The organism is Pseudomonas sp. R62 (genome assembly GCF_000257605.1).
In the GTDB taxonomy this organism is placed as follows: Bacteria; Pseudomonadota; Gammaproteobacteria; order Pseudomonadales; family Pseudomonadaceae; genus Aquipseudomonas; species Aquipseudomonas atacamensis.
In genome coordinates, this window is the sequence record NZ_JH635999.1 from 1,975,212 (window position 1) to 1,983,212 (window position 8,001).

The 8,001-nt window shown below is 60.2% G+C and carries 8 protein-coding genes and 1 pseudogene; 4 read left to right on the forward strand and 5 right to left on the reverse strand.

The window, feature by feature from the left end; genetic code table 11:
* A partial coding sequence (locus tag OQK_RS26745; RefSeq protein ID WP_038861844.1) for a malate:quinone oxidoreductase occupies positions 1-426 on the reverse strand: 426 nt, incomplete at its 3' end.
* Between the two features lie 529 nt (positions 427-955).
* On the opposite strand from OQK_RS26745, the gene OQK_RS26750 reads away from it, so the two are divergent.
* Positions 956-1,387, forward strand: coding sequence for a nuclear transport factor 2 family protein (locus OQK_RS26750; RefSeq protein ID WP_016775147.1), 432 nt, complete (start codon positions 956-958; stop codon positions 1,385-1,387).
* Between the two features lie 167 nt (positions 1,388-1,554).
* On the opposite strand, the gene OQK_RS32150 is transcribed toward OQK_RS26750, so the two are convergent.
* A complete protein-coding gene (locus OQK_RS32150; protein ID WP_443216344.1) occupies positions 1,555-2,418 on the reverse strand; it encodes a methyl-accepting chemotaxis protein in 864 nt (287 codons plus the stop codon).
* A pseudogene (locus OQK_RS32155) lies at positions 2,413-3,075 on the reverse strand (HAMP domain-containing protein); the annotation flags it as partial. The pseudogene OQK_RS32155 and the gene OQK_RS32150, both read right to left, overlap by 6 nt.
* Before the next feature lie 336 nt (positions 3,076-3,411).
* Here OQK_RS32155 and sodC point away from each other — a divergent pair.
* Positions 3,412-3,933: a superoxide dismutase family protein gene (gene sodC, locus OQK_RS26760; RefSeq protein WP_016775149.1), complete on the forward strand. Its 522-nt coding sequence runs from the start codon at positions 3,412-3,414 to the stop codon at positions 3,931-3,933.
* A 4-nt stretch (positions 3,934-3,937) separates the two neighbouring features.
* On the opposite strand, the gene OQK_RS26765 is transcribed toward sodC, so the two are convergent.
* On the reverse strand, positions 3,938-4,591 hold the full coding sequence (locus OQK_RS26765) for a DUF2238 domain-containing protein (protein WP_016775150.1): 654 nt from the start codon (positions 4,589-4,591) through the stop codon (positions 3,938-3,940).
* 161 nt (positions 4,592-4,752) lie between these two features.
* Here OQK_RS26765 and OQK_RS26770 point away from each other — a divergent pair, with 161 nt between their 5' ends.
* Together OQK_RS26770 and OQK_RS26775 are read left to right on the forward strand one after the other, a co-directional pair.
* The gene (locus OQK_RS26770; protein WP_016775151.1) at positions 4,753-5,067 is read left to right on the forward strand and encodes a DUF2388 domain-containing protein; all 315 of its coding nucleotides are present in this window, start codon (positions 4,753-4,755) and stop codon (positions 5,065-5,067) included.
* An 80-nt stretch (positions 5,068-5,147) separates the two neighbouring features.
* The gene (locus OQK_RS26775) at positions 5,148-5,549 is read left to right on the forward strand and encodes a hypothetical protein (protein WP_038861845.1); all 402 of its coding nucleotides are present in this window, start codon (positions 5,148-5,150) and stop codon (positions 5,547-5,549) included.
* Here OQK_RS26775 and ligD read toward each other — a convergent pair.
* Positions 5,550-8,001 (reverse strand): DNA ligase D (gene ligD, locus OQK_RS26780; RefSeq protein ID WP_038861846.1); only part of this gene is annotated, 2,452 nt, incomplete at its 5' end.

The window sequence follows — 8,001 nt, forward strand, 5'->3', positions numbered from 1 at the left end:
CCACACGAAGCTCATGTGCGGTGTGGTGTTGATGAACGAGCGAGGGTTCTTCAGCACGCCCTGCTGAACCTGCCAGGCCCAGAACTGACGGGAAACCTGGAACGCTTCGTTGATCTCGACAGCTTTCGGGATCGTTACGTTGCCCTTGTCGTCTTCCGGGGTGTAGTTCAGCTCGGCAAGAGCCGAGTGACCGGTACCGGCGTTGTTCCAGCCGTTGGAGCTTTCCAGGGCGACGCCATCGAGGCGCTCGACCATTTCCATCGACCAGGTCGGTTCCAGCTCATTGATCCACACACCCAGGGTGGTGCTCATGATGCCGCCGCCGATCAGCAGGACGTCGACTTTCTTGGCTTCGGCAGCATTGGCAGACGACATCCCCATCGCCAAAGCCAGACCGAGCAAGGCTGTGTTCACTTTCTTAAACATCTGTTGCACCTATGATAAAACGCCTTCCGCCCGTCGTTGTTATCAGTCTGCGTTGCGCTTTGCTGACGCTCAGGCTGGCGTCGCGCAATCCGGCACACTTCAATATTGACGGGTGGGCACACAAGGCCGACATGTGGCATCGACCTCAGTTAATGTCCCTTCTGAACTGACTTCTTATCGTTATTGGCTTCAGCTGCTTGAGCGACAGGGATCCCGTCGGCCCGCCGGAAAGGCCAGCCAACCGAATTAAGTCAAAGCAAATTTGGCGCGGAGAATATCACGTCAGGGCGAACCCGCGCGTCTGTTCCCGACTTGAAAGTCTTTTTCCGCTCAGAGACTTATCGGCCATCGGCAACCAAACATGACTGCGATCAGGCATTGGCCTGCAAAGTTTTTTGCGCGATACGCATCGCAACTTGATGAATCAGCGCCAACGGCTCGTTGTTCATGCAGAAAATAACCTGCTAAGTTGTACGATGACTGACGAACAAAGCCAGTCATCCCAACCCAATAACAACAAGGAAACAACATGACCAAATCCCGCCTCCTCATCGGTTTATTCTGCGCCTTCAGCGCCTGCGCCATGGCCGCCCCTGCCCCGGCGGAAAGAGAAGTCGCCCAAGCAGTTGATCACCTGACCCAAGCGATGCTGCATAAAGACATCGCCGAGTTGAACGCTCTGACCGCGCCGAACCTGACCTACGGCCACTCCAGCGGCAAGATTCAGGACAAGCAGGAATTCATCGCCGACATCGAAACCGGCCGCAGCGCATTCAAGACCCTGGAGATGCAGAAGCAGACCATCACGATGTCGGGTGATACCGCATTGGTGCGCCACCACTTCTCCGCGCAGGCGTTGAAGGGGACTGAGGTGATTCCGACCGAGATCGAAAATTTCCAGATCTGGCAGAAACAGGGTGGGAAATGGTTGTTGGTGGGACGACAGGCGTTCAGGTTTTGATTGAGGGCACATTGGCCTGATTCAATCCTGTCAGAGCTGGCCTATTCGCGAGCAGGCTCGCTCCCACAGTGGATGATGGTGTACACACCGTTGCATTCACAACATCAGACCCTGTGGGAGCTGGCTTGCCAGCGATAAGGCCGTGATAAACACCAGTCCTACCGCTATCACAACCGAAACCGATCCACCGACTGCGCCAGCTGTCCCGCCAGATTCGATAATTCATCGGTAGTCGTCGCCGTCTGCCCGATCACCCGGCTATTGCCCTCGCTCATCCCCGCAATCATTTCCACCTGATGGGCGATCTCGTTACTGGCTTGGCTCTGTTCGCCAATCGTGCGGGTGATGTCGTTGACCAGTTGCGTGGTGTTCAGCGTGGCGTCGAGGATCTCGCGAATCGCCCGCTCGACTTCCGCCGTCACCGCCATGCCCTTGTCGACCTGCGCCACGCCCGCCTCCATGCTGCTGACCGCCTCGCGCGTGCTGTTCTGGATGCGCGCGACCATGGCGGCGATTTCCTGGGTCGAAGCGCTGGTGCGTGCGGCCAGACTGCGCACTTCATCGGCGACCACGGCAAAACCACGGCCCTGTTCACCCGCCCGCGCTGCCTCGATCGCGGCGTTGAGCGCCAGCAGGTTGGTCTGGTCGGCGATGCTCTTGATCACCTGAATGATGTTGAAGATTGCCTCGGATTCCTGATCCAGCGTGCGGATCACCTGCGCCGACTGCTGTGCCGAGCGGGCGATGTCGTCCATGTCGCTGACCACTTGGTGAATCACCCCGCCACCCTCCTTGGCCAGGTTTTCGGCCTGATTGGCCATGCTCAGGGCACGTTCGGCGTGGCGGGTGATCTCTTCGATGCTCGCGGTCATCTGGCTGGCGGCAGCGGCCATGGTGCCGGCGGCAACGCTTTGCTGCTGGCTGCTGTCGGCGACCTGATGGCAGCCGTGGCTGAGCTCCTCGCTCATGCCACTGACGCCGTGAGCGTTGCGCCGGACCACGTCAATCATATTGCGCAAATCGCGCTGCATGGTCGCCAACGTGCGTATCAAAACGCTGGCTTCGTCCTTGCCGGCGGGCTCGACAATCGGTTCGCTGAGATTGCCATGGGCAATGCTTTCAGCGATGCGGCTGGCGGATTTGAGCGGCCCCATGATACTCAGGATCACCCAGCGCCCCTGAATCAGCAGCAGCAACAGACTGACGACCAGCACCACTGCCAGCGCAAGATTGGCGTGGCGGATGGCCGCTTCGGTGCCTTCGCTGGTGTGCAGGGTGTTGTTTTCGATCAGTTCGCTGAGCGCGCCCATCTGCTCTTCGAGCTGAGTAAAGGCGCTATTGAACGTGCCGAGCTGCTGTTGGGCGGCATCCGGATTGTCCAGCGCCACGCCGACGATCTGCTCGGCGGATTTGATGTAGGTATCGAGGCTCGGCTTGATCTGCTCCAGCGCCGTGCGCAATGCCGGGTTGATCGGCAGCTTGAGGTTGTCATCCAGCACTTCACGAAAATGCCCGGCGTGCTCGGTGAGCGAATCGCGCACGTCGGTGGCGGTGGCGGTGCTTTTGCCCAGGCCGACCAGCATCGCCGAATAGACATCGGCGCGCAGGGCGTCGTGCATCATGTCCGCTTCCATGTGATTGCGCAGCGCGCTCATGCTCACCGTGTTATCGCCGACCGCCGTGGCCATCCGCAGGTTGCCGACGTAACTGACCAGACTCACGATCAGCGCCGTCAGCAGGCTGGTCGCAATCAGCAACACCAAACGCAGTTTGATCGACACCGTTGAATCTCCCGTGGGCACGCTGGATTGCGCTTGTCGGATTTCAGTTAAGCCTATGTGCAGGGAACTGCCGACACAGAGCGTATCGGCTGATGTCGGCGGCGACTTGAATCCGGCAAAACTTTTCCAGCGTGAACTCGGTCACACCTTGCAGCGCCGCTGGATACTGCCTTCATCGCCGGTTAACCCCGGCAGGCTATCAATCCAGCGCTTCGAACATTCATGCAGCTGAAGGAAACGCTTATGAAACGCGCACTGTGGTTTGGTCTGCTCGGCACGTTGGCAATCGGCACCGCACAGGCAGCAACGGAGAAAGTCGCAATCAATCTGGTCAGCGCCGACGGCGCGCCGCAGGCGATCGGCTCGGTCACTGTCAGCGAGACGCCGTACGGCCTGTTGTTCACCCCGGACTTGAAATCGTTGCCAGCGGGTATTCACGGTTTCCATGTCCATGAAAACGGCAGCTGCGAAGCGGGCACCAAGGATGGCGTCAAAGGCGCCGCACTGGCCGCTGGCGGGCATTTCGATCCGGCGAAAACCGGCAAGCATCTCGGCCCGTACGCCGACGGGCATCTGGGTGATCTGCCAGCGGTATATGTGACGGCTGACGGGGTCGCCAACTACCCGGTGCTGGCGCCGCGCCTGAAGAAGATCTCCGAGATCAAGGGCCACGCCCTGATGATTCACGCCGGCGGCGATAACCATTCCGACATGCCCAAGCCACTGGGCGGTGGCGGTGATCGCATGGCCTGCGGCGTGATCTGATCCTTCAGGGCGGCGCTCGACGCCAGCGCGTCAACACCAGCAAGGACAGCCCGGCGCCGAACAGCGCCAGGGCCATGTCCTTCTGCGAATCCCACGGATCGTTCTGCGCACCGACGAAGGCCTGGCCAGTGTCGTCGCCCAGGTAAGCGCCGCCGACCCATTCGATCAATTCATACAATGCCGACGTCGCCAGCACTACATTCAAGGTCAACAGCGCCAACCACGCGCCACGCAACGGCGTCAGGCGCAGCAGCACTTCGCGAATCGGCCAGACCAGCAGCAATCCATAGCTAAGGTGCACCAGCCGATCATAGTGATTGCGTTCAAGACCCAGCACTTTGTTGACGCTGACCCCGGTCAACAGCGTGCCCCACTGATCGTAAGGCACCCGCGAATAGGTGTAATGCGCGCCGACTTCATGGATGCACAGGAAGGCGAAGAGCATCCCCAGTGACAGCGTCGACAGGCGAAAACGCCGATGCGCCAGCAGCAGGGTCAACACCAGCGCCAACGCCAGGACATTTTCCAATAGCCAGTCGACGCGGCTGCGCGGGAACAGGCCGAGCGCGATGGTCAGGCAGACAAATCCAGCGAGCAAAAGCGCTTCGATCCGCGTATCTGCCGGTTGGGCAACGTTATCGCTGACTCTGACGAGCATGGGTCGATTCTCGGCAATACAGGCAAGCGGTAGACCCTTGCCGGTTTTGCCCGGTTCCTCGCCGCTACGTTTTTGCGGCCTACGGAACTCCCGCGCGCCGTTCACCTCTGAGGTTATGTAGTCCCTTCCCTTTTTGCTTAGCGCTTGTGGAGGAACACGTCATGCGCAAGTTAGTCCTGATTTCTTCTCTTATGCTTTGCCTGCCGGTCGGTTCGGCGCTGGCCCGCGTTGACGCGGGTGATGTCGCCACTTCGGCAGGTGTGTCCGCGTCGCTGTACTCGACCTTCAAGGACGACAAAATGGTGATTCCGGCCCGTGACGACGTGTCTGCCTTCGTCGCCAGCGGCGGGGCCATTCGTGGGGTTTATCTTGAGTCGGTACTGCAACAGGTGCGCCAGGCCAACCCTGGCTTGAACGCCAGTGATGAAGACTTGGCCAACGCCATTCTGGTGCAATACGAAGGCGTGCAGCAGTAGTCACGAGGGAAGCAGCGGCCGATGGACGGCCGCTGAGTGCGCATAGGCAAACATGTCCGACGGCCTCTATGATGGAGGCCATGACGACCACCGTGCCCTTGCGCTCACCCTGCCCTCCCGGCGCCTGCATCTGCGGGCGCGATCCGTTGCTGGAAACCCCCGGCGCCGATCTGCGCATCCTGCGCCTGACTCGCGCAGAGGAAAAAATTCTTCTGGCGCGCCTGGAACAACTCAAAGACCTCGACGACCTTAAACGCCTGCAACAGCGTATGTACGAGCAACTCGGCATCCGCGTCGACGTCGCCCCCGGTTTCAACGAAGTCCGCACCATGCGCGGCATCGCCATTCAGATCGACGAGCTGCCAGGCCTGTGTCGCAAGACTCGCGCGGCGATCCCGGCAGCGATTCGCAAGGGCCTGGAAAACCACCCGCAAATCGCCTTCGAACTGCTCAACGCCCACGACCTGCTGCGCGACACCTGATCACTTTTTCATGCCGACGCGTTTGCGCATCTCGGCGGTGATGGTCTGACGGGTTTTCTTCATGTCCGCCCAAGGCTCATCACCGACTTCGGTCAGACGCTCGTGAACGTTGTAGATGTTCCAGTGATTACCGCCCTTGATTTCAGCGACTTCCTCTCGGTACAGCGGCACCGACACCGGCATGCCTTCCCGCGCGCGTGCGGCGTAGGCGCAAATGGTGGTGGCGCCGAGGCCGTTGCGCAGGTAATCGATGAAGATCCGCCCGACGCGGTTTTTCGGCCCGGACACCGCTGAAATACGATCCGGCAGCAACTTGGCCATATGGCTGACGATGGCGTGGCTGAAGTCCTTCACTTCGTCCCAGCCATGCTTGCGCGTCAACGGCACCACCAAGTGAATGCCTTTGCCGCCGCTGGTTTTCAGGAAGGCTTTGAGGCCCAGCTCATCGAGCACGGTGAGGGTCAGCGCGGTGGCTTCAACCATGCTTTTCCATGGCAGCGCCGGATCCGGGTCGAGATCGAGGACGAAACGATCGGGCTTGTCCAGATCCACCTTTGTAGCGTTCCAGGTGTGCAGCTCGACGGTACTCATCTGCACCGCGCCGACCAGCGCTTCGGGATTGTTGATCATCATCACTGGCTGGCCGGTGATGTCCTTGTCTAGTGCAGTAATCCCCGGGATAGCCAGGCGTTCGGCGTTCTTTTGGAAGAACAATTCGCCGGCAATGCCGTCCGGTGCACGCACCAACGCCACGGGGCGATCCTTGAGTTGCGGCAGGATGTATTCGGCAACGCTGGCGTAGTACTGCGCCAGTTGCATTTTGGTCGTGCCGCTGACCGCGTCAATCACCCGATCCGGGTGGGTAATGCGTACTTTGCCGCCGGCCAGTCCTGATTGCGACGGCGCGGTCTCGGCTTTTTTGCTGGCGGCGGTTTTCTTTGCCGGCTGCTTGTCGGCGGTTTTGGTATTTTCGGTTTTTTCGTTCTTTTCGTACTTGGCAGCTTTCACAGGCTTCGCTCGCTCCTCGGTAATGTCCTTGGCCGGTTTGTCATCGCGCAAACCATGGAATACGGCGTGGCGCACCGAGCCGTCCTTGGTCATCTCGGCGAATGCCACTTCGGCCAGCAGTTTGGGTTTGAGCCAGTGCACTCCTTTGGCCTCGAAACCGCTGGGCGGATTGACCACTGCGGCGCTTTTGGTCTGCAACGGCTTGAGTTGGGCGAGGATGCTTTTCAATGTGGTTTCGTTGAAACCGGTGCCGACCTTGCCGGCATAGCGCAACTCGCCGCTGTCACGGTCGTGCAGGCCGAGCAGCAAGGCACCGAAGGCACTGCGCGCACCTTTCGGATCGGTGTAGCCGACGATGACGAATTCCTGGCGATGCTTGCATTTGAGCTTGATCCAGTCGCCGCTGCGCCGCGACACATAAGGCGAGCCGAGGCGTTTGCCGATCAGGCCTTCCATCTGCATCTGGCAGGCGCTGTTGAGCAGCGCGTCCGGGGTTTCTTCGAAGGCTTCGGAGAAGCGCAGCGTTGAGGATTCTTTCTGCGCACCGAGGATGGTGCTCAGCGCGGCGCGGCGTTCTTCCACCGGCACATCGCGCAGGTCGACGCCATTGAGATACGGCACGTCGAACAGGTAATAAACAATGTTGCCGCTGCGCCCGGCATCGAAGGCATTCTGCAACGCCTGAAAGTCCGGCACGCCTTGCTCATTGGCCACGACCATTTCACCGTCCAGCCATGCCGATTCCAGACCCAATGCCGCCAGTGCCTTGGCCTGCTGCGGGAGTTTGTGCGTCCAGTCGTGGCCATTGCGGGTGAACAGCTGCACCTCATCGTGATCGATCCGCGCCATGATCCGGTAGCCGTCGAACTTGATCTCGTAGCTCCACTGCCCTTCGGGTGCGCTGTCGACCAGCGTCGCCAGTTCCGGCTTGATCAGTGCAGGCAACTTGGCCTTGCGCGCGCCGGTAAGCTGCCCGGACGCCTGCTTGCGCGGCTTGGCCGGGGCCTTTTTTACCGGTTTGGCTTTATCGGCAGCAGCCGCCGATTTGCCAACAATCGTGCGCTCGCTGAGCACGCTGTCGGGCTCGGCGACCAGCACGTCGAAATCATCCTGCGGTCGCGCGGCGTTGTCCTGATGCTTGATCAGGAACCATTGTTCTTTCTTGCCCGGCATGTGCGTACGCACCAGATTCCAAACGCCGCCGAGCTTCTCGCCCTGAAGCTCGAACTTCAGTCGGCCCTTGGCATAGGCCTTGTGCGGATCGTCCAGCGGAATCCACACGCCGCGATCCCAGACGATCACATCACCGGCGCCGTAATGCCCTTCGGGAATGCTGCCTTCGAACGTCGCGTAATCGAGCGGATGATCCTCGACATGAATCGCCAGACGCTTGACCGACGGGTCCAGCGACGGCCCCTTCGGCACCGCCCAGCTCTTCAGGGCG